This is a genomic window from Amnibacterium endophyticum (assembly GCF_042680685.1).
GTDB classification, from domain to species: Bacteria; Actinomycetota; Actinomycetes; order Actinomycetales; family Microbacteriaceae; genus Amnibacterium; species Amnibacterium endophyticum.
This window is the reverse complement of sequence record NZ_JBHUEA010000001.1, coordinates 100,883-122,172: the sequence shown is the minus strand read 5'-3', so window position 1 is coordinate 122,172 and position 21,290 is coordinate 100,883. Positions and strand designations below refer to the sequence as shown.

The 21,290-nt window shown below is 73.7% G+C and carries 21 protein-coding genes; 17 read left to right on the top strand and 4 right to left on the bottom strand.

The window, feature by feature from the left end; translation table 11 throughout:
- Positions 1-12: 12 nt before the first annotated feature.
- Positions 13-678 (bottom strand): HAD family hydrolase, encoded by a 666-nt coding sequence (locus ACFSBI_RS00625; protein ID WP_377931247.1) that lies wholly within the window; start codon positions 676-678, stop codon positions 13-15.
- 148 nt (positions 679-826) lie between these two features.
- On the opposite strand from ACFSBI_RS00625, the gene ACFSBI_RS00620 reads away from it, so the two are divergent.
- From ACFSBI_RS00620 to ACFSBI_RS00595, 6 genes are all read left to right on the top strand, one after another.
- A complete protein-coding gene (locus tag ACFSBI_RS00620) occupies positions 827-1,975 on the top strand; it encodes an ABC transporter substrate-binding protein (protein WP_377931246.1) in 1,149 nt (382 codons plus the stop codon).
- A 29-nt stretch (positions 1,976-2,004) separates the two neighbouring features.
- Positions 2,005-2,838 carry an ABC transporter ATP-binding protein gene (locus ACFSBI_RS00615; RefSeq protein ID WP_377931245.1) on the top strand — a complete coding sequence of 278 codons (834 nt, stop codon included), beginning with the start codon at positions 2,005-2,007 and terminating at the stop codon, positions 2,836-2,838.
- Complete coding sequence (locus tag ACFSBI_RS00610) at positions 2,831-3,706, top strand: ABC transporter permease (protein ID WP_377931244.1); 876 nt, start codon at positions 2,831-2,833, stop codon at positions 3,704-3,706. Before ACFSBI_RS00615 ends, ACFSBI_RS00610 begins: the two co-directional genes overlap by 8 nt.
- Entirely contained in the window at positions 3,706-4,581 is an 876-nt protein-coding gene (locus ACFSBI_RS00605) for an ABC transporter permease (protein ID WP_377931243.1), read from the top strand. The genes ACFSBI_RS00610 and ACFSBI_RS00605 overlap by 1 nt, the downstream gene beginning before the upstream one ends.
- Positions 4,582-5,487 carry a nucleoside hydrolase gene (locus ACFSBI_RS00600; protein WP_377931242.1) on the top strand — a complete coding sequence of 302 codons (906 nt, stop codon included), beginning with the start codon at positions 4,582-4,584 and terminating at the stop codon, positions 5,485-5,487.
- An 82-nt stretch (positions 5,488-5,569) separates the two neighbouring features.
- A complete protein-coding gene (locus ACFSBI_RS00595) occupies positions 5,570-6,973 on the top strand; it encodes an NtaA/DmoA family FMN-dependent monooxygenase (RefSeq protein WP_377931241.1) in 1,404 nt (467 codons plus the stop codon).
- Positions 6,974-7,040: 67 nt separating this feature from the next.
- Here the strand turns inward: ACFSBI_RS00595 and ACFSBI_RS00590 are convergent, their stop codons facing one another.
- Positions 7,041-8,033 (bottom strand): hypothetical protein, encoded by a 993-nt coding sequence (locus tag ACFSBI_RS00590; protein ID WP_377931240.1) that lies wholly within the window; start codon positions 8,031-8,033, stop codon positions 7,041-7,043.
- Between the two features lie 224 nt (positions 8,034-8,257).
- On the opposite strand from ACFSBI_RS00590, the gene ilvD reads away from it, so the two are divergent.
- From ilvD to ACFSBI_RS00565, 5 genes are all read left to right on the top strand, one after another.
- A complete protein-coding gene (gene ilvD / locus ACFSBI_RS00585) occupies positions 8,258-9,973 on the top strand; it encodes a dihydroxy-acid dehydratase (protein WP_377931239.1) in 1,716 nt (571 codons plus the stop codon).
- A 32-nt stretch (positions 9,974-10,005) separates the two neighbouring features.
- Positions 10,006-11,919, top strand: coding sequence for an acetolactate synthase large subunit (locus ACFSBI_RS00580; RefSeq protein ID WP_377931238.1), 1,914 nt, complete (start codon positions 10,006-10,008; stop codon positions 11,917-11,919).
- Entirely contained in the window at positions 11,916-12,425 is a 510-nt protein-coding gene (ilvN, locus tag ACFSBI_RS00575) for an acetolactate synthase small subunit (protein WP_377931237.1), read from the top strand. Before ACFSBI_RS00580 ends, ilvN begins: the two co-directional genes overlap by 4 nt.
- 56 nt (positions 12,426-12,481) lie before the next feature.
- Positions 12,482-13,507, top strand: coding sequence for a ketol-acid reductoisomerase (gene ilvC / locus ACFSBI_RS00570; RefSeq protein ID WP_377931236.1), 1,026 nt, complete (start codon positions 12,482-12,484; stop codon positions 13,505-13,507).
- 534 nt (positions 13,508-14,041) lie between these two features.
- Positions 14,042-15,211, top strand: coding sequence for a C40 family peptidase (locus tag ACFSBI_RS00565; protein WP_377931235.1), 1,170 nt, complete (start codon positions 14,042-14,044; stop codon positions 15,209-15,211).
- A 51-nt stretch (positions 15,212-15,262) separates the two neighbouring features.
- Here ACFSBI_RS00565 and ACFSBI_RS00560 read toward each other — a convergent pair whose 3' ends face one another.
- Entirely contained in the window at positions 15,263-15,649 is a 387-nt protein-coding gene (locus tag ACFSBI_RS00560; protein WP_377931234.1) for a DoxX family protein, read from the bottom strand.
- A 49-nt stretch (positions 15,650-15,698) separates the two neighbouring features.
- Here ACFSBI_RS00560 and ACFSBI_RS00555 point away from each other — a divergent pair, with 49 nt between their 5' ends.
- The 3 genes from ACFSBI_RS00555 to ACFSBI_RS00545 are packed head-to-tail and all read left to right on the top strand — an operon-like array spanning position 15,699 to position 16,830.
- Complete coding sequence (locus tag ACFSBI_RS00555) at positions 15,699-16,100, top strand: PPOX class F420-dependent oxidoreductase (protein WP_377931233.1); 402 nt, start codon at positions 15,699-15,701, stop codon at positions 16,098-16,100.
- Positions 16,097-16,513 (top strand): hypothetical protein, encoded by a 417-nt coding sequence (locus ACFSBI_RS00550; protein ID WP_377931232.1) that lies wholly within the window; start codon positions 16,097-16,099, stop codon positions 16,511-16,513. The genes ACFSBI_RS00555 and ACFSBI_RS00550 overlap by 4 nt, the downstream gene beginning before the upstream one ends.
- Positions 16,510-16,830 carry a hypothetical protein gene (locus ACFSBI_RS00545; protein ID WP_377931231.1) on the top strand — a complete coding sequence of 107 codons (321 nt, stop codon included), beginning with the start codon at positions 16,510-16,512 and terminating at the stop codon, positions 16,828-16,830. The genes ACFSBI_RS00550 and ACFSBI_RS00545 overlap by 4 nt, the downstream gene beginning before the upstream one ends.
- A gap of 7 nt (positions 16,831-16,837) precedes the next feature.
- On the opposite strand, the gene ACFSBI_RS00540 is transcribed toward ACFSBI_RS00545, so the two are convergent.
- A complete protein-coding gene (locus tag ACFSBI_RS00540; protein ID WP_377931230.1) occupies positions 16,838-17,146 on the bottom strand; it encodes an ArsR/SmtB family transcription factor in 309 nt (102 codons plus the stop codon).
- Positions 17,147-17,174: 28 nt separating this feature from the next.
- On the opposite strand from ACFSBI_RS00540, the gene ACFSBI_RS00535 reads away from it, so the two are divergent.
- The 3 genes from ACFSBI_RS00535 (at position 17,175) to serA (ending at position 21,272) form a co-directional block, all read left to right on the top strand.
- Positions 17,175-18,362, top strand: coding sequence for an MFS transporter (locus ACFSBI_RS00535; RefSeq protein ID WP_377931229.1), 1,188 nt, complete (start codon positions 17,175-17,177; stop codon positions 18,360-18,362).
- A gap of 45 nt (positions 18,363-18,407) precedes the next feature.
- Positions 18,408-19,574: a mannitol-1-phosphate 5-dehydrogenase gene (locus ACFSBI_RS00530; RefSeq protein WP_377931228.1), complete on the top strand. Its 1,167-nt coding sequence runs from the start codon at positions 18,408-18,410 to the stop codon at positions 19,572-19,574.
- Positions 19,575-19,679: 105 nt separating this feature from the next.
- Positions 19,680-21,272 carry a phosphoglycerate dehydrogenase gene (gene serA / locus ACFSBI_RS00525; RefSeq protein ID WP_377931227.1) on the top strand — a complete coding sequence of 531 codons (1,593 nt, stop codon included), beginning with the start codon at positions 19,680-19,682 and terminating at the stop codon, positions 21,270-21,272.
- The last annotated feature ends 18 nt before the right edge of the window (positions 21,273-21,290 follow it).

Sequence of the window (21,290 nt, the reverse complement as noted above, 5' to 3'; positions counted from 1 at the left end):
GCGCCCGCGGACCTAGGGTCGGGTCCACCACTCCTCGAGGGCCGGCAGCAGGGCGGCCAGCGACGGACCGCGCAGGTCGGGGGCGCCCTCCGCGTGCCCGTGCCGGTCGATCAGCACGGTCGTGCCGCCGAGCGCGGCGGCCGCGGCGAGGTCGTTCGCCCAGACGTCGCCCGCGGCCAGCAGCCGCTCGGCACCGACCCCCGTCTCCGCGAGCAGCCCCTGCAGCACCTCGGGCATGCCCGCCGGCTTGCCCGCGTCGCCCACGACCCGGTCGAGGCGTCCCGCGAGACCGACGCGCTCGAGCAGGGGAGCGGCGCCCTCGACGGGCGCGTTCGTGACGAGCGCGACGACGACGCCCGCCGGGCGCCGGTCGAGGGCGGCGGCGAGCCCTTCGGCGGCGTGCGCCGCGACCGCGCCGGCGTGCAGCGCCGCACGGCTCTCCGCGTACGCCGCCTGCCGGTCGGCCGCCGGCACCCCGGCGCGCTCCGCGATGCGCGCGACGGCCGCGTAGGCGTCCGGCTCGGAGCCTCCCCGCGCGAGGTAGGACTCGAGCACCGCCTCCGCCCCGGGCAGCGGCGCCCTCCGCAGCAGCGCGGCGAGGTAGGCGCGGACGGGCTCGTCGCCGACGAGGACCGTGCCGTCGAGGTCGAGCACGACGAGCCGGGTGGGGGCGGGCACCGCCTCACGGTAGGGCAGCGGCGGTGCGACGAACCGTGACCGTTCCGTCATCGGACGGCGCTCTCCCCGAAACAGGAGTGAAACGCGGCGCGGTTAGCGTGCCCTCCACACCGCACCCCGTTGCCTGACACGACACGAGGACCACCACATGCCCGCGACCCGCATCCCCGCCGCCTTCGACCGCCGCACCCTGCTGCGCACCGGCCTCGCCGGCGCCGGCGTCCTCGGCGGCGGCCTGCTGCTCTCCGCCTGCAGCGGGAACAGCGGCTCCAGCACCCCCGGCTCGTCGGCCGGCACCTCCTCGGGCGCCGCCGCCGACTTCGGCACCATCGCGCTGCAGCTGTCCTGGATCAAGAACATCGAGTTCGCGGGCGAGTACTTCGCGACCGAGAACGGCTACTACGAGGACGCGGGCTTCTCCGAGGTCACGCTGCTCGCGGGCGGCTCCGGCAGCACCACCGCGGAGGAGATCATCATCTCCGGCAAGGCGCTGGTCGGCCTGTCCGCCCCGATCGGCACCGTGCCGTCCGTGCTGCAGGGCGCGCCGCTGAAGATCATCGGCACGACCTACCAGAAGAACCCCTTCTGCCTGATGTCGCTGGAGGAGGGGACCCCGATCCGCACGATCGCGGACGTGAAGGGCAAGCGCCTCGGCGTGCAGGCCGGCGCGAACCAGACGATCGCGAAGGGCTTCCTCAAGGCGAACGGCATCGCCGAGTCCGACGTCACCATCGTCACGACCGGCTTCGACATCGCCCCGCTCGTCTCCGGCAAGTACGACGCGCACATGTCCTACATCACGAACGAGCCGATCCTCGCGGAGGCGGAGGGCAAGAAGCCCGTCGTGCTCGGCTTCGCCGACAACGGCCTCCCCTTCGTCGCCGAGACGTTCACGGTGCTGCAGTCGACCATCGACTCGAAGCGCGACCTGCTGAAGGCGTTCCTGAAGGCCGAGATCCAGGGCTGGACCGACGCGGTCAAGGACCCGGCGAAGTCGGCGGAGCTCGCGGCGAACAAGTACGGCAAGGGCGCGAACTTCGGCAAGGATCTCGACGTGGAGGAGCAGACGAAGGAGGCCGAGGCGCAGAACGGCCTCATCCTCACCGAGGACGTCAACGCGAACGGCCTGTTCACGATGACGGACGAGCTGATCAAGGAGAACATCACGTCGCTCGCGGCGATGGGGTACACCATCACCGCCGACAAGCTGTTCGACCTGAGCCTGCTCGAGGAGGTCTACAAGGAGAACCCGGACCTCAAGACCACGTTCGACATCCCGACCGCCAGCGCGAGCTGAGCCCGCGCGCACCACCTCGAGGAGACCGCGTGACCGACGTCGCCACCCCGGCCCGCGCGACCAGCCGGCCCGCCGAGGAGCCGGAGCTCGCCTCCGGCATCAACATCCAGGGCCTGACCAAGGTCTTCACCAGCGGTCGCAAGCAGGTGGAGGCGCTGGCGCAGGTGGACCTCGGCACGCGGAAGGACTCGTTCCTCTCGCTGCTCGGACCGTCGGGCTGCGGCAAGTCGACGATCCTCCGCATCCTCGCCGGGCTCGACAGCCCGACGACCGGCACCGTGCAGATGAACGGGAAGCCGACCGCGGAGGTGCAGAAGGCGCACGAGATCGGGATCGCGTTCCAGGACAGCGCCCTGCTGCCGTGGCGGACGGTCGCGAAGAACATCCGCCTGCCGCTCGAGGTGGCGGGCATCACGCCCGACCAGAAGGTGATCGACGACCTGATCGAGCTGGTCGGGCTGAAGGGGTTCGAGCACGCGAAGCCCGCCCAGCTGTCCGGCGGCATGCGGCAGCGCGTGTCGATCGCCCGCTGCCTCGTCGTGCAGCCGACGATCATGCTGCTCGACGAGCCGTTCGGCGCGCTCGACGACATGACCCGGCAGCGGATGAACGTCGAGCTGCTGCGGATCTGGTCGGAGAAGCCGGCGACGACGCTGATGGTCACGCACGGCATCGGCGAGGCCGTCTTCCTCTCCGACGTCGTCGCGGTGATGAGCGCGCGGCCGGGCCGGATCGCGGAGGTCGTCGAGATCGACCTGCCGCGGCCGCGCGTGCCCGAGCTGATGCGCAGCCCCGAGTTCCACGCCTACGTCGACCGCCTGTCCGGGATCCTCTTCGGCGGCCAGGAGCCGGGCGATGAGTGAGCCGGTGGCGGACGCCGCCGCGAGCACCGTCATCACGGCGCCGGCCGGGGCGCGGCCGTCCCGCGGCCTCGCCCGGGCCCTCGCCGGGATGCCCGCGTGGGCGGGCGGCGTGCTCGGCGTCGTGCTGATCGTCGCGCTCTGGGCGGTGGTCGCCGTCAGCCCCTTCGGCCGCAACGGCGCGATCCCGACCCCGCTCGACGTGGCGGTGCTCTTCGGGCAGGCGTTCGGCAGCTCCTCCTACTGGGAGGGCGTCGGCGCGACGTCGCTCGCCGCGCTGCAGGGGTACGTCGTCGGCAACGTGGTCGGGCTGCTGCTCGCCTTCGTGGTGCTGCTCGTGCCGAGGGCCGAGGGCATCTCGACGCAGCTCGCGGTCGTGACCTCCTGCCTGCCGCTCACCGCGATCGGGCCGCTCGCGGCGATCATGTCGCCCGCCGGCTCCCGCTTCACGTCCGTCTTCCTCGCCGCGCTGTCGGTGATCTTCACGACCGTGGTCGGCTCGATCCTCGGGCTGAAGTCCGCGAGCCGGACCCAGCTCGACGTGATCAGCGCCTACGGCGGCACCCGCTTCACGCAGATCCGCAAGGTGCGGCTGATCGCCGCGATGCCGAGCCTGCTCGCGGCGCTGAAGATCGCCGCGCCCGCCGCCTTCCTCGGCGCGGTGCTCGGCGAGTACTTCCTCGTCGGCGTGGACCAGGGGATCGGCGTGCTGCTGCTGTCGGCCCAGTTCGACAACGACTCGACGCGGGTGTGGGTGCTCGCGCTGACCTCCGGCGCCGTCGCGGGCGCCGCCTACCTCCTCATCGACCGCGTCGGGCGCCTGCTGACGCCCTGGTCGGCGGGGGACCGGACGGGGAAGGCCGCCTTCTGATGACCACCTCGACGCTGCCGCGCACCGCGCCGGTCGTCTCCGCCTCGACGGCGAACGCGATCCGCTACACCGCCCGCCGCACCGCGGTCACGGTCGGCACGATCCTCGTGTCCGCGCTGGTCCTCGCGGCGCTCTGGCAGATCGCGGTCCTGCTGCCCGGGCAGACGGCCTTCATCGCGAAGGGCCCGCTCGACGTCGTCGCCTACTTCACGCAGGACTCGATCACCGGCACCGCCGCGGACCACCGGGCGCTGCTCGCGGGCCTGCTCGGCGTCACGCTGACGGACGCGGCGCTCGGCTTCGCGGTCGGCCTGACGCTGTCGGTCGCGATCTCCATCGCCTTCACGATGTTCCGCACCGTCGAGTTCATGTTCATGCCGATCGCGATGCTGCTGCGCACGGTGCCGCTGCTCGCGATGGCGCCCGTCATCTACATCGTCTTCGGCAACGGGCGGGTGACGGCCGCGCTCATCGGCACGGTCGTCGTGCTGTTCCCGGTGCTCGTGAACCTGACGGTCGGGCTCCGGTCGGTGTCCCAGCAGTCGGTCGACCTGATCACCGTGTACGGCGGCAGCCGCGTCACGACGCTGCTGAAGGTCGCGATCCCGACCGCGCTGCCGCACCTGTTCGCGTCGATGCGCATCGCCGTGCCGGGCGCGATCACCGGCGCGATGCTCTACGAGTACCTCTTCACGACGACGGGGCTCGGCGCGGCGGTGACGAGCGCGAAGGCGGCGTTCGACTACAACCAGCTGTGGGCGGCGACGGTGCTCGCCACGGCGGTGTCGATCGTGCTCTACACGATCACGACGATCGTCGAGGCCGCGGTGCTGTCCGAGTGGGGGCCGGACGCCGGCAAGGCCGCGGGGAGCTGAGTGCCCGTCCCGCTCCTGCTCGACACCGACATCGGCACCGACGTCGACGACGAGCTCGCCCTCGCCCTGCTCGTCGCCTCCCCGGAGGTCGCGCTGCGCGGCGTCTGCACCACCTACGGCGACGTCGCGCTGCGCGCCGCGATCGTCGTCGAGATGCTGCGGCACCTGCGCCGGGCGCCGGAGCCCGTCCCCGTCGAGCGGGGGCGCGCGGAGACGCGCTCGGGCAGACCCGTGTGGTGGGCCGGGAACGAGGGCCGCGCCTACGGGCCGCTCCGGTACCGGCCGTCGTCCGAGGGCGCCTGGGTGCGCCCGTCACCGGGCGCCGCGCTGCTCGCGAACGCCGACGGCGACCACGTGCTGGCGATCGGCCCGCTCGGCTCCCTGGCCGACGCGCTCGACCTCGACGGCGGCGGGATCGTCGGGCTGACGCTGATGGGCGGCGACTGGAGCGACCCGGGCGTCGGCGAGCACAACCTCGCCTCGGACTCCGTCTCCGCTCGCGCGGTGCTCACCGCGGGGCTGCCGACCACCGTCGTCGGCGTCGACGTCACCCGGCGGGTGCGGTTCGACGAGGCGGAGGTCGCCCGGTTCGCCGCGTGCGGCTACCTCGGCGCGGTGCTCGCGGTCGAGATGCACGCCTGGAGACGGCGCTGGGACGAGGACTTCGAGGTGCCGCACGATCCGCTGGCGGCGCTCACGCTGATCGAGCCCGACCTGTTCACCTTCGCCGAGCCCTGCGCGGTCGAGGTGTCCGACGGCGCCGACGGGGCGTTCGGCCCGGAGGGCGCGGTGCGCCGCACGGGGGAGGCGGGCACGGTCCGGGTCGTCACCGACGTGGACGTGGAGGCGGCCCGCCGCTCGATGGCCGACCGCATCGCCCGCGCGCTCGGCGAGCCGGCGCCGTAGCCCGCGGTCCCCTTCCGGACATCCGGGTCCGCTGTGCCGGGCCCGGACGTCCGCAACCGGCCCAGGAACGAAGGAGTGCTTCATGAAGCGGATGCGGCTCGGCGTGTTCGAGGTGGCGGGTCCCCAGGTGGGCGGCACGCTCAGCTGGCCGCACCCGCGCAGCGCCTCCATCCGGTACCGGGAGCCCGGCTACTGGATCGACGTCGCCCGGCTGCTCGACGAGGCGGGGTTCGACTTCCTCTTCTTCGCGGACGGCTACGGCTACCCGACGGTCCGCGGGGAGCTGCACCCGCTGTCGCCCGCCGGCGGGATCAACTTCCCGGGCATCGATCCCGCCTACCTGATCCCGGTGCTCGCGCACGCCACGAAGCGGCTCGGCTTCGTCGTGACCTCCTCCACCGGCCTCGACCACCCGCTGCAGACGGCGCGGAAGTTCGCCACGCTCGACCACCTGACCGGCGGCCGCGTCGGATGGAACATCGTCACCGGTGCGAGTCAGGACGTGATCGCGCGGCTGTTCGGCCACGACGCGATGCGCCGGCACGACGACCGCTACGACCAGGCCGACGAGTACCTGGAGCTCGCGCTGCGCTACTGGCAGACCGGCTGGGACGACGACGCGGTGCTCGAGGACCGCGACGCGCAGGTGTACGCGGATCCGGAGAAGGTGCACCCCGTCGAGTTCGAGGGCGACCACTTCCGCTCCTCCGGCTGGTTCGCGGTCGTGCCGTCGCCGCAGCGCACCCCCGTCCTGTTCCAGGCAGGCACCTCCGCTCGCGGGCGCGAGTACGCCGCCGGCAACGCGGAGTGCGTCTTCGTGCAGGGCACGACGGTCGCCGCGACCGCCGCGAACGTCGCCGACATCCGCGCCAGGGCGGCCGAGCAGGGCCGTGACCCCGAGTCGCTCCGGATCATGGTCGGCGTCTCGGTCACCGTGGGGGAGACGCGGGAGGCGGCGCTCGCGCAGCGCACCGAGTTCGACGCGCTGCAGACCGACGAGGTCGTGAACGTGCTCTACAGCGGCAACACGGGCATCGACCTGCTGTCGCTCGACCCGAACCGCTCCCTCGAGCAGCTCGCGGACGACCCTTCGGCAGGCTCAGGAGGGACCGGGAAGGCGGGGCAGATGGGGCAGAGCAACATCGACCGGTTCCTGCCGAAGGACGGCTCGCCCGCGCCGACCGTGCGCCAGATCCTCGATCAGCTGAAGGGGCGCGGCACCCGCGGGTTCCAGGTCACCGGCTCCGTGACCGAGGTCGCGAACGAGCTCGAGTCGCTGATGGACGAGACCGGGCTCGACGGCTTCCTGCTCGAGCCGATCTTCGCGCCGACGGACCTCGAGGACTTCGCACGCCTCGTGGTGCCGGAGCTGCGGCGCCGCGGCCGTCTGCCCGAGGAGCCGTCGACGGGCACCCTCCGCGAGCAGCTGACGGGCGCCGGCCCCCACCTGCCCGCGGACCACTTCGGCGCGCGGCTCGTCCGCTGACCCGGCCCGGGCCCGTTGCGGACATCCGGGCCCGCCGCGGCGGACCCGGATGTCCGCGACGCGCCCGTCAGCGAGGGCGGCGGGGTCGCGCGGCGCGTGCCTCCCGCGCCCAGTCCGCCAGGGCGGGGCGGACGCGGGCCGGGTGCAGGCCCGCGCGGGCGAGCACCGGCCGCAGGCGCACCGGGTCGGCGGCCACGGCGTACCCGTAGCGGGCGAGCCCGGCGACGCAGGAGCGCAGCAGGTCCTCCCGCTGCTTCTCCGCGATGACGGCCCGCCCGGCTCCGGCCGGTGCCATCACGGGGTCGAGGTACTTCACGTCGCCGTCGACCTCGCACGCGACGTCCGACTCCTCGTCCCAGGTGTCGACGACGGCGACCAGCCGGCCGCGGTCGAGCACCCGGTGCTGCAGCTGCTGCGGGGCGAGCCCGAGGAGGTGCATGCTCCAGCGGTTCTGCGACTCGGCGGCCGACTCGGCGCCGGGATGCGCGAACGCGACCGCGTCGTCGATGCGGCGCCGGCCCTTCCGCGGCCCTGCGAGGTCGACAGCCTGCTCGAGCAGCGCCCGCGGGAGGCCGGCGGCGAGCAGGGCGTCCGCCGCCATGATGCCGCCGACGATCGGCCCGGCGTCCGCCAGGTCGATCGCGGTCCGCGCCGATCCCGTCGCGAGCAGCCCGCCCATCCGCACCACCTCGCCGGGCTGCACCGGCAGGACTCGGGCGCAGGTGCCCTGCACGCCCCGCAGACGGTCGTCCTGCACGAGCACGTGCACCCGGTCCAGCCGGCGCCCGACGGTCGGCAGCCCGTGCAGCACGGCCGCGGACCAGTGGGAGAAGACCGGCGGCCGGGGCGCGACCTCGGCGAGCGCCCGCATCGCGACGACGTGACGGGCGCGCTCGCCGTCCGGACCGGTCGCTCCCTCCCACTCCGCCGCGTCGACCTGCACCCCGCGGCGCACGCGGTGCAGCAGCCCGCGTTCGACGTCGCGCGAGACGGCGCGACGCTCGGCGTCGTCGATCCGGCCCGTCGCGGTCACGATCAGCTCGATGCTCCAGGGATCCACGCGGGGATGGTGGCCCGGGCGAGGTGCTGGCCGGGCGGCGGATCCGGCCGCGGCCGCGGATCCGGGCCTGGGGAGGAGCGGACCGGCATCCTCCCCTTCGCGCGGCCTCCTCTCCGCGCGGGGGCGTTGCGGACATCCGGGTGCGGCACGGCGGGCCCGGATGTCCGGAAGGGGCCCGAGCGGGCGCGGAGGCGGAGGTTGCGGCGGCCGGTAGCCTGAGAAACATGCTGGAAACGCCCGGATCCGAGACCGCCGTGGACGTGAAGCCGCGCTCGCGCGTCGTGACGGACGGCATCGAGGCGACGACCTCCCGCGGCATGCTGCGCGCCGTCGGGATGGGGGACGCGGACTGGGACAAGCCCCAGATCGGCATCGCCTCGTCCTGGAACGAGATCACGCCCTGCAACCTGAGCCTCGACCGGCTCGCGCAGGCGGCGAAGGAGGGCGTGCACTCCGGCGGCGGCTACCCGCTGCAGTTCGGCACCGTCAGCGTCTCCGACGGCATCTCGATGGGCCACGAGGGCATGCACTTCTCCCTCGTCAGCCGCGAGGTCATCGCCGACAGCGTCGAGACGGTCATGCAGGCGGAGCGCCTGGACGGCTCGGTCCTGCTCGCCGGCTGCGACAAGTCCCTGCCCGGCATGCTGATGGCCGCCGCCCGGCTCGACCTCGCCAGCGTCTTCGTCTACTCCGGCTCGATCGCGCCCGGCTGGGTGAAGCTCTCCGACGGCACGGAGAAGGACATCACGATCATCGACTCGTTCGAGGCGGTCGGCGCGGTCAAGGCGGGCCGGATGTCGGAGGCGGACGCGAAGCGCATCGAGTGCGCCTTCGCGCCCGGCGAGGGCAGCTGCGGCGGCATGTACACCGCGAACACGATGGCGTCGGTCGCGGAGGCGCTCGGCATGGCGCTGCCCGGCAGCGCCGCCCCGCCGAGCGCCGACCGCCGCCGCGACTACCTCGCGCACCGCAGCGGCGAGGCGGTGGTGAACCTGCTGAAGCGGGGGATCACGACCCGGGACATCATGACGAAGGAGGCGTTCGAGAACGCCATCGCCATCGTCATGGCGTTCGGCGGCTCCACGAACGCGGTGCTGCACCTGCTCGCGATCGCGCACGAGGCCGAGGTCGACCTGACGCTCGAGGACTTCAACCGGATCGGCTCCAAGGTCCCGCACATCGGCGACCTGAAGCCGTTCGGTCGCTTCGTGATGAACGACGTCGACCGGGTCGGCGGCGTGCCGGTCGTGATGAAGGCGCTGCTCGAGGCCGGCCTGCTGCACGGCGACTGCCTGACCGTGACCGGGAGGACGGTCGCGGAGAACCTCGCGGAGATGGACATCGCGCCGCTCGACGGCACGGTGCTGCGCCCGCTCGAGGACCCGATCCACGCGTCCGGCGGCCTCACGATCCTCACCGGCTCGCTGGCGCCGGAGGGCGCGGTCGTGAAGACCGCCGGCTTCGACGCCGCGGTCTTCGAGGGCCCCGCCCGCGTGTTCGAGCGGGAGCGCGGCGCGATGGACGCCCTCACGAACGGCGAGATCCACGCCGGCGACGTCGTCGTGATCCGCTACGAGGGGCCGAAGGGCGGCCCGGGCATGCGCGAGATGCTCGCGATCACCGCCGCCATCAAGGGGGCGGGTCTCGGCAAGGATGTACTCTTGCTCACCGACGGCAGATTCTCAGGCGGCACAACCGGCCTCTGCATCGGCCACATCGCCCCCGAGGCGGTGGACGCAGGACCCATCGCCTTCCTGCGCGACGGCGACCCGATACGGGTCGACATCGCCGCCCGCACGCTCGACGTCCTCGTCGACCCGGCCGAGCTCGACGCCCGCCGGGACGGCTGGGCGCCGCTGCCGCCCCGCTACACGCGGGGCGTGCTCGCGAAGTACTCCAAGCTCGTGCAGTCCGCCGCCGTCGGCGCGGTGACCGGCTAGTCCGGCTGCACCTCTTCAGCAGAGGAACCCCGATGGCCAACCCGACCACGCCGCTGCCCTCCGCCGTGCGCCCCCAGGTGCGCGCCGCGGGCGGCGAGGCCCACGCGACCCGCGCCCCCGAGCCGGAGCTGCTGACCGGCGCGCAGGCCGTCGTCCGCACGCTCGAGATGCTCGGCGTCACCGACGTGTTCGGGCTGCCGGGCGGCGCGATCCTGCCCGTCTACGACCCGCTGCTCGACAGCACGGCGCTGCGCCACATCCTGGTCCGCCACGAGCAGGGCGCCGGGCACGCCGCGGAGGGCTACGCGGCCTCGTCCGGCCGGGTCGGCGTCTGCATCGCGACCTCCGGCCCCGGCGCCACGAACCTCGTCACCGCGATCGCGGACGCCTACATGGACTCCGTGCCGCTGCTCGCGATCACGGGTCAGGTGTTCTCGACGCTGATGGGCACGGACGCGTTCCAGGAGGCCGACATCGTCGGCATCACGATGCCGGTGACGAAGCACTCGTTCCTCGTCAAGCAGGCCGCCGACATCCCGGCCGCCATCGCGTCGGCGCACCACATCGCCTCCACCGGCCGCCCCGGACCCGTGCTCGTCGACATCACGAAGGACGCGCAGCAGGAGACCGCGCCCTTCATCTGGCCGCCGAAGCTGGACCTGCCGGGCTACCGCCCGATCGCGAAGGTGCACGGCAAGCAGGTGCAGGCGGCCGCCCAGCTGCTCGCCGAGGCCGAGCGCCCGGTGCTCTACGTCGGCGGCGGCGTGATCCGCGCGCACGCCCACGAGGAGCTGCGGGCGCTCGCGGACGCGACCGGTGCGCCCGCCGTCACGACGCTGATGGCCCGCGGCGCGCTGCCCGACAGCCACCCGTCGAACCTCGGCATGCCCGGCATGCACGGCACGGTCCCCGCGGTGCTCGCGCTTCAGGAGGCGGACCTGCTGGTCGCGATCGGCGCGCGCTTCGACGACCGCGTCACCGGCAAGGCGGCGCTGTTCGCGCCGGACGCGAAGGTCGTGCACATCGACATCGACCCGGCGGAGATCGGCAAGATCCGCGTCGCCGACGTGCCGATCGTGGGCGACGCGAAGGAGGTGCTCGCCGACCTCGTGGCCGCCGCGGGGAAGCGCCCCGAGCAGCCCTACGCCGCGTGGTGGGAGCGCCTGCACGACCTGCAGCGGCAGTTCCCGCTCGGCTTCACGCCGACCTCGGACGGCCTGCTCTCGCCGCAGCACGTGATCACCCGCATCGGCGAGCTCTCGGGCCCGGAGGCCGTCTACGCCTCCGGCGTCGGGCAGCACCAGATGTGGGCCGCGCAGTTCATCCGCTACGAGCGCCCGAACGCATGGCTGAACTCCGGCGGCGCGGGGACGATGGGCTACTCGGTCCCCGCCGCGATGGGCGCCAAGGTCGCGCAGCCCGACCGCGTGGTGTGGGCGATCGACGGCGACGGCTGCTTCCAGATGACGAACCAGGAGCTCGCCACCTGCGCCCTGAACGACATCCCGATCAAGGTTGCCGTCATCAACAACTCGTCGCTCGGCATGGTGCGGCAGTGGCAGACCCTGTTCTACGACGGCCGCTACTCCAACACCCACCTGAACACCGGGCACGGCAGCGTGCGGGTGCCGGACTTCGTCAAGCTGGCGGAGGCGTACGGCGCCCTCGGGATCCGCGTCGAGTCCGAGGACCAGGTCGACGACGCGATCCGGCTCGCGCTCGAGACGAACGACCGGCCCGTCGTCATCGACTTCGTCGTCTCGGCGGACGCGATGGTGTGGCCGATGGTGCCCCAGGGCGTCGGCAACTCGGACGTCCAGTACGCCCGCGAGAACGCGCCCGACTGGGACGGCGACGAGGCCCCGAACGGCCAGGACGCCGACCTCGCGCTGCCCGAGCCCGTCGACGCCGACCGCACCACCCTCGCCGGGGACGAGTCGGCATGACGCAGCACGTGCTCTCCCTGCTCGTCGAGGACAAGCCGGGACTGCTCACCCGCGTCGCCGGGCTGTTCGCCCGCCGCGGCTTCAACATCGAGTCGCTCGCCGTCGGCCGCAGCGAGGTCGCGGGCCTGTCCCGGATCACCGCGGTCGTCGACGTGGAGGAGCTGCCGCTCGAGCAGGTCACGAAGCAGCTGAACAAGCTGATCAACGTGATCAAGATCGTCGAGCTCGAGCCCGACCAGTCCGTGCTGCACGAGCACGTGCTGATCAAGGTGCGCGTGGACGCCGGCACCCGGCCGCAGGTGCTCGAGATCGTCGAGCTCTTCCGCGCCCAGGTCGTCGACGTGACCCCGGAGGCGCTCGTCATCGAGCTGGTCGCGGGCGCGCAGCGCACGGCCGGGCTGCTCAGGATGCTCGAGCCCTACGGCATCCGCGAGCTGGCCCAGTCCGGGCTGCTCGCGATCGGGCGCGGCCCCAAGAGCATCACCGCGTCGCTCCCGCGCTCCTGAAGCGCATCCCGACCCACCACGCCCGGCCCGCACGGGCACCTCACGGAAGGCAGGCCATGACCGACATCGTCTACGACAGCGACGCCGATCTCTCCATCATCCAGAACACGAAGGTCGCGGTCATCGGCTACGGCAGCCAGGGCCACGCGCACGCGCTGAACCTGCGCGACAGCGGCGTCGAGGTCGTCGTCGGCCTGAAGGAGGGCTCGAAGAGCCGCCAGAAGGCGGAGGACGCCGGCTTCCGCGTCGAGAGCCCGTCGGACGCCGCCGCGTGGGCCGACCTGATCGTGATCCTCGCGCCCGACCAGGTGCAGCGGCACCTGTACGCCGACGACATCGCGCCGAACCTGAAGGACGGCAAGGCGCTGCTGTTCGGCCACGGCTTCAACATCCGCTTCGGCTACATCACCGCGCCCGCCGGCGTCGACGTCGTCATGGTCGCCCCGAAGGGCCCCGGCCACACCGTGCGCCGCGAGTTCGAGGCCGGCCGCGGCGTGCCGGTGATCGTCGCCGTGGAGCAGGACGCGACCGGCAAGGCCTGGGACCTCGCGTGGTCCTACGCCCGCGCCATCGGCGGCCTCCGCGCCGGCGGCATCAAGACCACCTTCACCGAGGAGACCGAGACGGACCTCTTCGGCGAGCAGGCCGTGCTCTGCGGCGGCACCTCGCAGCTCGTCCAGTACGGCTTCGAGACCCTCGTCGAGGCCGGCTACCAGCCGCAGATCGCCTACTTCGAGGTGCTGCACGAGCTGAAGCTGATCGTCGACCTCATGTGGGAGGGCGGCATCGCCAAGCAGCGCTGGAGCGTCTCGGACACGGCCGAGTACGGCGACTACGTCTCCGGCCCCCGCGTGATCGACCCGCACGTGAAGGACAACATGAAGGCGGTCCTCGCGGACATCCAGAACGGCGCCTTCGCGAAGCGGTTCATCGACGACCAGGACAACGGCGGCAAGGAGTTCCTCGAGCTCCGCGAGAAGGGCGAGCAGCACCCGATCGAGGAGACCGGTCGCGAGCTGCGGAAGCTCTTCGCCTGGCGCAAGTCGGACGACGACTACCGCGAGGGCTCCGTCGCGCGCTGAGGCGCTCCTTCCGAAGGGGGTCCGGCCGGGTTCTGCCCGGCCGGGCCCCCTTCGTCGTCCCCGCGCGAACCATTCCGGGGTCCGGCGCAGGCGGCTTCGCCCCGGCGCGCGGAGCCGGTGCGCCCCGGAAGCGCCCGAGGGGCGGAGGGGGGTTCGTCGCCGCCGTGCACGCATGCACCAGCGGTTCCTGCACGAACGTGCACAAAAATCGGGCGCCCGCCTCGTGATGCAAGAAGATCAAGCGCTTGCCCAGGGTTTTCGCGGCCATAGCCCACGTTCTCGGCCTCGAAGGAGAGCGACACGCCGCGCGGAGGTCACGGTCCGGTAACGCCCAGGGTGTGCGATCCCCTCGGAACCTTGCTAACTTCCCCGCGGCCGACCACCCCACCTCGTCGGCCGAACATCGCGACCACCCCGTCGCACCAGCGCGCCAGGCCTCGTCCTCGACCCAGTCCATCTGTTCCTCCTGCGCGCTGACGGGGACCGCTGCCGGATCCCCGGTGCCGCGATGCGAACCCAGGAGGAAACCGAACCGTGCCCATCCGGACCCGGAGCGTCGCAGCAGCGGCCGCCACCGCCGCGCTCACCGCGGCCCTCTTCACCGCCGGCGCGGCTTCCGCGACCGCCGCGCCCACCGCCCCGACCGCCTGCAAGGACGTCCACGCGGCGTCGGACCGCCAGGCCGTGCAGTGCATCGGGCAGATCAAGCTCCGCGCCGAGAAGGCGATGCGCAAGGCCGCCGTGGCCGAGGAGTCGTACCACCAGGCCCAGGCGGCCTCGAAGGACGCCGCGGACACCGCCGAGGCGCTGCGCCTCGCCGCGGACCACGCCGAGCAGGTGGCCACGAAGTCCCGCATCCGTGCGGCGGCGGTGACCTCGACGCTCGCCCGCGGCGGCGGCACGGTCGGCCAGACGACCGAGGTCCTGCTGTCCGGCGAGGGCGCGGGCAAGGTGCTCTACAACCTCAGCCGCGTCAGCGCGCTGACGGAGGACACCACGCAGCTCGCCGTCGACGCCAAGCGCGACAGCGACACGGCCGCGGCGCTGCAGGCGCAGGCCGGCGAGGCCGCCGACCGGGCCGCCGTCAGCGCGCACTCCGCGCAGGCCGCGTACTCGACCGCGAAGAAGACCGCCCAGGAGGCGGTGGAGCTCGTCGAGCAGACCGAGACGAAGCAGCAGCGCGAGGAGGCCGCCCGCGCGGCGGCGGCCGCACGCGCCGCTGCTGCTTCCGCCTCGAACGGCTCCGGCGGCTCCTCGGGCTCGGGCTCGGGCTCGACGGGCGGCTCCGCCTCGAGCGGCGGCTCCTCCCTCGCCGTCTCCGGCAACGCCTCGACGGCGGCTCGCGTGCTCGCCTTCGCGCGGGCGCAGATCGGCGAGCCGTACGTGTTCGGCGCCGCGGGCCCCGGCTCGTGGGACTGCTCCGGGCTGACGATGATGGCGTTCCAGTCCGCCGGGATCGGCATCGGCGGCCACGGCGCCACGGTGCAGTACACGACGGCGCGGGCCCGCGGCCTCCTCGTGCCCTACTCGCAGGCGCAGCCGGGCGACCTGCTGTTCTGGGGCCTCGGCGGCGACAAGTACCACGTCGCGATCTACTCGGGCGGCGGCAACATGATCGAGGCCCCGCGTCCGGGCGCCTTCGTCCGAGAGGTGCCGGTGCGCACCGGCGACCTGAACGGCATGGTCGCCCGCTTCACGGGCTGAGCCCCTCCGCTCCACGACACCCCGCCGGCTCCGCCGGCGGGGTGTCGTCGTTCAGCGGCGCCCGAACGCCGCCCACGCCGTCAGCGCGCCGATCGCGACCTGACCGGCGGCCCGCGGCACGAGCGGCACCGCGATCGCGCCGAACCGCTCCGGGTGCTGCGCGGCGTAGGCGTTCGCCGGGAACACCGCCGCGTAGAAGACGAGGAGCGCCGCGCCGGCCGCCCGCCGCGTCGCGGGCACGAGCAGCCCCGCGGCGACGCCGAGCTCGCATCCGCCGGTCAGGAGGACGAGCTGCCTCGCCGACAGCGGCCGGTCGCGCATGGCGGGCGGCACGATCGCGGCCATCCGCCTGGCCGCACCCGGCACCAGGTGCAGCGCGCCCATGCCCGCGAGCGCGGTGGCCATGACGCCGCGGACGGCGACCTGAGGAGGGATCATCCGCCCACTCCACCGCGCGCACCTGGCCGTGCCCCGTACCCTGGCCCGGATGACCCCCGCGCTCCGCGCCGCCGGCCGCCGTCGGTACGTCGCGCTCACGACCTACCGCCGCTCCGGCGCGGCCGTCACCACCCCGGTCTGGGTCGCGCCCGCCGGCGACGCGCTGGTCGTGATGACCGGCGGCTCCACCGGGAAGGCGAAGCGGCTGCGCCGCGATCCGCGCGTGCGGCTGCAGGAGTGCTCGATGCGCGGGCGGGTGCGGCCCGGGGCGCCCGTCGCCCAGGGGGAGGCGCGGCTCGTGGTCGACGCGGACGAGCAGCGCCCGCTGCTCCGCGCGCTCGGGGCGAAGTACGGCTGGCAGCTGCGCCTCGTCGAGGCGGTGGAGCGCGTGCTCGGCGCGGACGCCGACCGGGTCGTGCTGCGGATCACCGACCCGGGAGGCGACGCGTGAGCGACCCGGACGACGACGAGGCGCTCAGCTGGGACGGCGACGACCGGCTGCAGGCGCCCGCGCGCACCGCTCCCGCTCCGGCCGCGGGGCCGGAGGCGCGGGACGGGGCCGGCGGGGCGACGGGGCTGCTGGTGCTCGGGGTGCTGGGCGGCGTCGCGGTGCTCGAGACCGCGCTCTGGATCCGCGGGCTGCTGCTGCCGCCGATCGTGCGGACCCTCGGCGTCCCCGGCTCGGGCGCTGCGACGGCGTCCTACTGGATCACCGCGGTGCTGCGCGGGTTCGCCGCCGCCGCGCCGCTCGTCTGGTTCGCCGCCGTGCTCTGGCGGGTGCGGAGGCCGAGCCCGCGGCTGGCGTGGCTGCTGCTCGGCGCGGTGCTGCTCGTGCCGTGGCCGTTCATGCTGGGGGCGCTGTGAGGGGCGTCGCGCTGCGGACCGCCGTCGCCGTCCCGTTCGCGGCGGCGTTCGGCTGGCAGGTGTTCGGCGCGATCTCGAACCTGCTCGTCTGGACGCGCTTCGCCGCGTCCGTGCAGCAGCAGCTGAGCGTCTTCGCCTGGCTGGTCCTGCTCGTCGGCCTGGCGATCCCCGTCGTCGCCTTCGCGGCCGCGGTCGTCGCCGGGCGGCGGCGGGGGCTCGCGCCCTGGGCCGTGATCCTGCTCGTCGCGCTCTGCGCGTCGCAGGCCCTCGGCATGAGCCAGCTCGCGTTCTTCCAGGCGGGCACCGGGTCGCTCTGAGCCCGGCTCAGAGCACCGAGTCGATGAGGCCCGGGAAGCGGTGGTCGAGTTCGGCGCGCCGCAGCCGGATCAAGTGCGCGCGTCCCTCCACGCGCGTCTCGGTCAGCCCGGCCTCGCGGAGGGTGCGGAAGTGGTGCGAGACGGTCGACTTCTGCAGGTCGAACCCCCACCCGGTCAGCTGCTTCGGATGCGGCTCGCCGTCGGCCAGCTCGCGCACGATCCGCAGGCGGACCGGATCGCCGAGCGCGCGCAGGACGTCGACGAGGTGGACGTCCTCCATCGCAGGCATCGGGTACTCGGGCTGATTGTTTGACATGCTTCGAACCGTTGCCTAGCGTGATGGTGTGACGGCGGTCGAACAGTACTCCATGCCCCTCGCGCTGCGGATCCGTCTCGGCCTGCTCGCCGCGTGCCTGTTCGTCGTCGCCACGAACGGGTTCGTCATCGCCGGGCTGCTCCCCGAGGTCGCCGCCGACCTCGGCGTCACCCCGCAGGCGGTCGGCGGGTCGATCTCGGTCTACGCGGTGGTGGTGGCGGTGCTCGCCCCGGTCGCGTCGGTCGCGCTGGCCCGGGTGCCGCGCGTCGCGGTGCTGGCGGGCGGCATCCTGCTCGTCGGGGCGGGCACCGCGGTCGCGGTCGCCGCTCCCGGCTACGGGCTCTTCCTCGCCGGGCGGGTGCTCGCGGCGGTCGGCGGTGCAGCGCTGGTGCCCGCCGCGACCGCTCCGGCCCCCACCCTGCTGCCGCCCGAGCTGCGCGGCCGCGCCCTCGCGATCGCGGGCCTCGGCTTCACGCTCGCGACCGCGGTCGGCTCGCCGCTCGGCACCGCGCTCGCGTCGGTCGGCGGCTGGCGGTCCGCGCTCGGCGTCCTCGCGGGGGCCGCCCTCGTGCTGGCCGCCGCCGTCGCCGCGACCGTCCGGGGGCTGCCCGAGCCCGCGGTCGTCCCCTTCGCCGCGCGGCTCGTGCCGCTGCGCGACGCGCGCATCGCGCTCCCGCTCGTCTCCGTGGTCTTCGTGACCGCGAGCTTCAACATCGTCTACATCTACAGCGCGGCCGTGACCCGGCAGGCGACCGGGGGCGACGGCAGGCTGCTCGCCGTCCTGCTGCTCGTGTACGGCGTCTTCGGCGTCGCCGGGACGGCGCTCGCCGGCCGCCTGACCGATCGGCACGGCGCCGGCCGGGTCGCCGCGGTCGCCTTCACGGGCGAGGCGGTCGTGCTCGTCGCCCTGTCGCTGCTCGGCGCCTCCTTCGCGCTCGACGTCGCGGTCTTCGCGCTCTGGGGGCTCGCCGCGTTCGCGATCACGGTGCCCGTGCAGCACCGCCTGGTCGCCGTCGACCCCGCTGCGGCGGGGGTGGTGCTCGCCTGGTTCTCGACGGCGATGTACGCGGGCATCGGTCTGGCGCCGGTCGTCGGCGGGGCCGCGCTCGCGTCGTCGGCCGCCCTCGTCCCGCTCGCCGGCGCGGCCGCCGCGGTGCTCGGGCTCGCGGTCTTCGCGCTCGGGTTCCGCGCCCGCGGGCCCGTCGTCAGCGCCTGAGCGGAGCCTCGACGGCTCGGAGGCGCACCCGCTAGCGTCCCGGGCATGAAGGCGGTGCATTTCGGCGCGGGCAACATCGGCCGCGGGTTCGTGGGTCAGCTGCTGCACGAGAGCGGGTACGAGGTCGTGTTCGCCGACGTGGCGGAGCAGCTGATCGACGCGCTCGACGCCGCGGACTCCTACCGCGTGATCGAGATCGGCGAGGGCGGCCGCGAGCACGTCGTCACCGACTTCCGCGCGGTGAACAGCCGCCACGACGAGGCGCGGCTGATCGACGAGATCAGCACCGCCGACGTCGTCACCACGGCGGTGGGCCCGCGGGTCCTGCCCTTCGTCGCGCCGGTGATCGCGCGCGGCATCGAGCGCCGCATCGAGACGGGGCAGGACGCGATCGACGGCGGCCGCATCGCGGTGTTCGCGTGCGAGAACGCGATCAACGCGACCAGCCAGCTGGAGGCGGACGTGCGGGCGGCGCTGCCCGAGGTCGACGCCGACCGGCTCGACGCCGTCGCGGTCTTCGCGAACACGGCGATCGACCGCATCGTCCCGGCGCAGGCGGCCGACGCGGGCCTCGACGTGACGCTCGAGCCGTTCTTCGAGTGGGTGATCGACCGCACGCCGTTCGGCGGCGAGCCGCCCGCGATCACGGGTGTGCACTGGGTCGACGACCTCGCCCCGTTCATCGAGCGGAAGCTGTTCACGGTCAACACCGGGCACGCCACGGCCGCCTACCACGGCTTCGCGGCGGGCATCCACTCGATCACGGACGCGATCACCGACTCGCGGGTGCGGGCCGAGGTCGAGGCCGCGATCGGCGAGACCCGCTCGCTGCTCGTCGCGAAGTTCGGGCTCGACGAGGGCGAGCAGGCCGCGTACGGCGAGAAGATCCTGAAGCGGCTGTCGAACCCGGACCTGCCGGACACCGTCGAGCGCGTCGGCCGCGGCCCGATGCGGAAGCTGAGCCGCAACGAGCGCTTCATCGGGCCGGCCTCCCAGCTCGCGGAGCGCGACCTGCCGCGTGCGGCGCTGCTGCGCGGCGTCGAGGCCGCGCTGCGGTTCGACGTGCCCGAGGACCCCGAGAGCGTCGAGCTGCAGCGCATCCTCCACGAGGAGGAGCCCGACGGCGCGGTGACGGTCGTCACCGGCATCGAGCCGGCGCACCCGCTCTTCGCCGACCTGCTGCCGATCTTCCAGGCGGCCTCCGCCCGCTGAGCGCAGCGGGGGAGCGGCGTCAGGCGGCGTCACGGTTCCTCGCGGGCGCGGGCGCCTCACTAGGCTCGTCCGCGGCCAGCCCGTCCGACCCTGAAGGATCCCCGCGTGCCCCAGCCCGTCGTCCTGATCGCCGAGGAGCTGTCCCCGGCCACCGTCGAGGCCCTCGGGCCGGACTTCGACGTCCGTCACGTCGACGGTACCGACCGCCCCGCGCTGCTCGCGGCGCTGGCCGACGCGGACGCGCTGCTCGTCCGCTCCGCGACGCAGGTCGACGCCGAGGCCGTCGCGGCCGGTCGGCGGCTGCAGGTCGTCGCACGTGCCGGCGTGGGCCTCGACAACGTCGACATCCCCGCCGCCACGAAGGCCGGCGTCATGGTCGTGAACGCGCCGACCTCCAACGTCGTCTCCGCCGCGGAGCTCGCCATCGGCCACCTGCTCGCGCTCGCCCGGCACATCCCCGACGCGCACGCATCGCTGAAGGCGGGGGAGTGGAAGCGCTCCGCGTTCACCGGCGTCGAGCTGTACGACAAGGTCGTCGGCATCGTGGGCCTCGGCCGCATCGGCACGCTCGTCGCGCAGCGGCTCGCGCCCTTCGGCGTCACCCTCGTCGCCTACGACCCCTACGTCACCCCGACCCGCGCGCAGCAGCTCGGGGTCGCGCTGCTGCCGCTCGACGAGCTGATGCGGCAGGCGGACTTCGTCACCGTCCACATCCCGCGCACCCCGGAGACGACCGGGCTGATCGGCGACCCGGAGTTCGCGGTCGCGAAGCCGGGGCTGCGGATCGTGAACGCGAGCCGCGGCGGCATCGTCGACGAGGCCGCGCTGTCCCGCGCGCTCTCGGCGGGGCTCATCGCGGGAGCGGCGCTCGACGTGTTCGTGCAGGAGCCGCCGCGGGACCCGGCTCTGATCGCGCAGCCGAACCTGCAGGTCACGCCGCACCTCGGCGCCTCGACCGACGAGGCGCAGGAGAAGGCCGGCGTCGCGGTGGCCCGCAGCGTGCGGCTGGCGCTCGGCGGCGAGCTGGTGCCCGACGCGGTGAACGTCGCGGGCGGCGTGATCGACCCCTACGTGCGGCCCGGCATCCCGCTCGTCGAGAAGCTCGGCCAGGTGTTCGCGGCGCTCGCGGACGGCCCGATCGCGAGCCTCGACGTCGAGGTGCACGGCGAGCTGTCCGGCTACGACGTCAGCGCGCTGAAGCTCGCGGCGCTGAAGGGCCTCTTCGTGCGCACCCTCACCGAGAACGTGTCCTACGTGAACGCGCCGCTGTTCGCGGAGGAGCGCGGCATCCAGGTGCGCCTCATCACCGAGGCGGCCAGCGCCGACTACCGCAACGTGATCACGCTGAAGGGCGCGACCACGTCGGGCTCCACGCACTCCGTCAGCGGCACGCTGACCGGGCCGAAGCAGATCGAGAAGATCACCGAGATCGACGGGTACGACGTCGAGGTGCCGATCGCCCGCCACCACGTCGTCTTCAGCTACACCGACCGGCCCGGCATCGTGGCGCAGTACGGGGCGGCGCTCGGCGAGGCGGGTGTGAACATCGCGGGCATGCAGATCGCCCGCGACGTCGAGGGCGGCACGGCGCTGTCCGTGCTGACGATCGACTCCGAGGCGCCGCAGGAGGTCCTCGACGACGTCCGGCAGCGGATCGACGCGGTCCGCTTCACCGCCGTCGACCTCGACGTCGAGTAGCCCGCCGGACTTTCATCG

What these genes read in the sequence shown, in the direction of transcription:
- ACFSBI_RS00620 (WP_377931246.1), top strand. Translation starts at nt 827, where the DNA reads ATGCCCGCGACCCGCATCCCCGCCGCCTTCGACCGCCGCACCCTGCTG.
- ACFSBI_RS00610 (WP_377931244.1), top strand. Translation starts at nt 2,831, where the DNA reads ATGAGTGAGCCGGTGGCGGACGCCGCCGCGAGCACCGTCATCACGGCG.
- ACFSBI_RS00605 (WP_377931243.1), top strand. Translation starts at nt 3,706, where the DNA reads ATGACCACCTCGACGCTGCCGCGCACCGCGCCGGTCGTCTCCGCCTCG.
- ACFSBI_RS00595 (WP_377931241.1), top strand. Translation starts at nt 5,570, where the DNA reads ATGAAGCGGATGCGGCTCGGCGTGTTCGAGGTGGCGGGTCCCCAGGTG.
- ilvD (WP_377931239.1), top strand. Translation starts at nt 8,258, where the DNA reads ATGCTGGAAACGCCCGGATCCGAGACCGCCGTGGACGTGAAGCCGCGC.
- ACFSBI_RS00580 (WP_377931238.1), top strand. Translation starts at nt 10,006, where the DNA reads ATGGCCAACCCGACCACGCCGCTGCCCTCCGCCGTGCGCCCCCAGGTG.
- ilvN (WP_377931237.1), top strand. Translation starts at nt 11,916, where the DNA reads ATGACGCAGCACGTGCTCTCCCTGCTCGTCGAGGACAAGCCGGGACTG.
- ilvC (WP_377931236.1), top strand. Translation starts at nt 12,482, where the DNA reads ATGACCGACATCGTCTACGACAGCGACGCCGATCTCTCCATCATCCAG.
- ACFSBI_RS00560 (WP_377931234.1), bottom strand. Translation starts at nt 15,649, where the DNA reads ATGATCCCTCCTCAGGTCGCCGTCCGCGGCGTCATGGCCACCGCGCTC.
- ACFSBI_RS00555 (WP_377931233.1), top strand. Translation starts at nt 15,699, where the DNA reads ATGACCCCCGCGCTCCGCGCCGCCGGCCGCCGTCGGTACGTCGCGCTC.
- ACFSBI_RS00540 (WP_377931230.1), bottom strand. Translation starts at nt 17,146, where the DNA reads ATGTCAAACAATCAGCCCGAGTACCCGATGCCTGCGATGGAGGACGTC.
- ACFSBI_RS00530 (WP_377931228.1), top strand. Translation starts at nt 18,408, where the DNA reads ATGAAGGCGGTGCATTTCGGCGCGGGCAACATCGGCCGCGGGTTCGTG.